The organism is Burkholderia sp. HI2714, assembly GCF_002223085.1.
In the GTDB taxonomy this organism is placed as follows: Bacteria; Pseudomonadota; Gammaproteobacteria; order Burkholderiales; family Burkholderiaceae; genus Burkholderia; species Burkholderia lata_D.
Genome location: NZ_NKFM01000106.1, coordinates 1 through 3,862, shown reverse-complemented (window position 1 = coordinate 3,862; position 3,862 = coordinate 1). Strand labels below are relative to the sequence as shown.

General features: G+C 56.9%; 1 protein-coding gene. It reads left to right on the top strand.

Features of this window, described 5'->3' with window-relative positions:
• Nucleotides 1-653: 653 nt before the first annotated feature.
• Nucleotides 654-3,862 (top strand): hypothetical protein (locus tag CFB82_RS42945; RefSeq protein ID WP_218829100.1); only part of this gene is annotated, 3,209 nt, incomplete at its 3' end.

The window sequence follows — 3,862 nt, the reverse complement described above, 5'->3', positions numbered from 1 at the left end:
AGCAGCGCGAGGGCGTGATCATTGCGAACCTCGTGAACCGGTGGAACAGCTTCGGCAAGGCGATTTGCGTCAAGACAGCCTAATTGCGCCCGCAACCAACTGAGCGCATACCCTGTCGAACAAAGCCAGCCCGATGCAATTTGAGCGGAACTGGTATGCCGCCCAAAACCAACGGGTGGCATAATCTCGCTCAGTTAAGGGGTCCGAAATTCGCGGGCAAGCTCACTCGCTCGTCCGCTTGCCGAACAAGTTGACAGTACCTTTTCAGGAAGTGTGATGTTACCCGCGTGGAATGGCTGGTCTTTTTACGTGGAATACGCCCTGGCCGATCACCCTTATTGCGACAGAACCCAATGCACGCAATCTCCTCGACAACAGTGACGCCAAGCATGCCTCAGCGACTTCAACCGGGCGCAGAAAGCACCTCCGCTTCGCGGAGTGACGACTCGCGCGCATCGCTGGCGAGTACGATATCGGGCGTGAGGCAAGACGCGAACCTTGCGCCGGAAATGGTGCGATATTGCTCGAATGCCCGCCCGTCAGCCCCGTCGGCCAAGCGTGGCGCGACGCTCGCCGATCATCTCGGTCATACATTCAACCAAACGGACGCATCCGCTACGATGAATTCGGCGCGTGGCTTCGACGGCTCGCGTGTGGATCTGGCGAGTGAGCGCCTCGGCGCGCGCACTCGTGCAGGTGTGCGTCACGGGTCGGGCAGGCAGTCTGACGGATTCGCCGAGGCCGATCGGGGCATCGAGGACGACAAGCCGCGCAAACGGCTGGCCGATGCCGATCGAGCCGTCGAGGACGATATGCCGCGCAAGCGACTGGCCGAAGCCGATCGAGCCATTGAGGGCGACATGGCGCGCATGCGCTTGCAGCAAACCCAAATAACTACAGCATCTGATACTGATCAGACAGAAGTCCCGTTGCTATTTCGCCCATATCGCGGCATTGACGGACAAGACTTGCTTCAGTTCTTCAACGACTTCCCAAGCGGTGACGCTCGCGTCGATGAATCCGCCGCACGACAGGTGTTCTACGCCTTGGCGACGAGTCCATCTATTGATCTCACGGTAAACGACGAAACACGCCCTGCAATTGATCACATGCAGCAGATGCTCTCAGACGGCTCGTTCGATCAATACATTGACTGTGCAGAGATTCCTACGGCCGTCAACAACAGTTACGCTGAAGCCGCTCGCCAGCTGCTCCGGGCGCCAATCAATTTGGCTGACAGCAAACCAATTCGACTTTCGCTAGAGAAGCCTCTTCTATGCAGTGAAGCGCATCTGATTGGTTACGAAATCGAGATGGGCGCAAACTTCCATGCCCTTGAACTTCCCCCACACTTTGTACTTGCAGAGACTGCGTATGCGCCCCACGTCGGGTGGCCCGCGTTGAGCTTTCAAATCGACAGGATGCCTGGGCGGGCACCACAGATTGAACTTGTGACAGGGCCTCTCGATGTCCAGATACGCAAAAGCTCCGACTACTATCGCGCCATTTCGATGGCAAAGCAGTGCATCGCAAATAGTACTAATTTTGAAGAAGTTATCAAAAAATATAACGATGCGGTTGATGAGCGTTTCCGTATCGAATTGTCTCGTGATTCCTTCAATTTCCTCGAAGATGGTGGCTCCCTCGCCTACGACTTGGTGCTTCCAGGCAAGCCCGAGTTGATCGCTAGGAATGTCCAAGCAACAATACAGGTGCCGTACGTTGCGTTTGGCAGCAATCACCCTGACATCGATCGATTGTTCGTAAACGATCGTGAACTTTCCGGATTGCTGGCAGAATCACGAAGTCTTGCCGCGAATTTGCTTCGAAGCAACCCCTCGACAATTCCGTTGCCGGATCGACAGCGCTGTAGTTCCGTATTTGTTCATGCTGCTTTTGAGCTGTTGGCGAATCTCGCGGTTGGCCGCAACGAATACTCGGATTTCAAAAGCAAGGCGCCGCTGATCTTCCGAACATCCCCTGAGGTCATTGCCCCATACCTGTGTCAGCCCGGCGATCGAATGATTTTGCGTACTATGTTTTCTGATCGCGAACGCTTGGTGAATTGGGCGCGGGCTGCGCTTCGCGAACACGCGAACAACGCGCAGAGCCAACGATTTTTGACGGATGCTGGTACAGCGGAGCTCAGAGCGTTGATCGAATCAAAGTGTTCCATGATCGAGCAGCGTCTAGCTATAGCAGACCAAATCGGTCCTTATTTGGTAACTCGCTCCGGGAGCGTCCCGGGGGCTGACGGCGAGCTGAGTTGGATCAGACCAGAAATGCGTCAAACTCTGAGCCTCCCTCCAACAATGCACGATGGCAACCTTTACATTGCTGTCGAATTAAGGAATCGGCCGGCATTTGCGGCTTTCCATCGATCTTACGCGGGGATTGCGCCGTTTGTTCCTGTTCAGGGAGGTATTCGCCGCGACGCCTATGAAGCCGCGCTCGGTAAACTTGATCGCGGGGAGCAGCGCTCACCGTTGATCAAACATTGGGCAGCACCTGATACCCCGGACCGATCAGCGCTCGGGTTATCCTCGCTGCTCCCCGAACAGAGTGCGATCCGTATCCACGAGCTGAGTCGACCGGACGCCATACCGGACAAAGTGCGTGCGCTCGCAGAACAAATTCGGACGATGGGATCGTGGGCCAACGAGGGCGGGGATCTGGTGGCGAGCCTGTTGGTGGAGTTACCGATATGGCCGCAGGGGCGCGTGCTGACGATTCAGGACGGGCGGACCGATACCGAGCTGGCATCATTCGGAGAAAGTCTGCCGGATTGTGCTCCGGTGAAGGTGGTGTTGCGGAACGCGCATTACAGTGCGGTGATGGGTGACCGTGAGATTCCGGTCCCAGCTGATGGAGACTGTTTTTACCATGCGGTACTGGCCTCGCTCGGCGCAGACGCTGGCGTGATGAAGGGGCAGTTTGGCCTTCCTGAGGATGCCTCGGACTCGGAGGTCATTCGTGCCTTGAGGGGATGTCTTGCGGACTATGTGCTGGCCAATCCGCAGCGTGTCAGCCCGTTTCTCGTAGGGCCAGATGAACCAATGCAGGAGGTTGCCACGCCAGTGGCAAGCCAATCTGGCGCGGATATTGAGTCGCAGGTGCTTTCAAGTTCACGAACTGCCGTGTCGGGACCTGCGCAGCAGGTGGTGGCCGAGAGTAGCCGGCCGCCAGTCCGAGTCGCTTGGGAGGAATCAAACAGTGCCGCAGCGCAGAATCGTGAGCTGGAGCAAGCATTCTCGACGCCACTGCCCAAGGGGCAGGCTGGACAACAGGCCGCGCTGGAGCGACTGAGGCTGGTATCGAATCACTTGAAGGCCCGCTCGGCGCCGGATGCAAGTGAAAGCCAAGACTTGCTGAAAAAGCTGACCGATCCGGAATTGGTCGTGCGTATGCGGACCTTGGCTAGCGCGTGGGAAGATGGGAAAGATAAGGTAAGAGAGGCGGCGGTATTGGGACACGCGCAACTCGTTGGCGCACTGCTCAAGGAAAGCGAGAACTCGCCGGAGCAAGCGCGCGAGGTGTTTAAGACGCTGACCAAGAGCCAGAAAAATCCGTCGTACTTGAATACGCTTGCGACGGTGGCGACTACAGACAAGTCAGTAGCTCGGGCACTAGATGGGATTTTGAAGAATTTGCACCAACAGATGGGCGCAGACGAAGCAGCGGCCAAGGAAATCCGCACTAAGCTGCTGGATAGGCCGATCCGGAGCGAGAGCCAGCATGACAAATATGACGAGGAATTTTACGGGCGTCTGTTCAACGAGGGCGACAAGAAGTGGATGGAGGATCATGCGGGGAGTCGCTTGCTGGCGCGAGATCTGAATCGGTCTGCCTTGATCCCTACTGG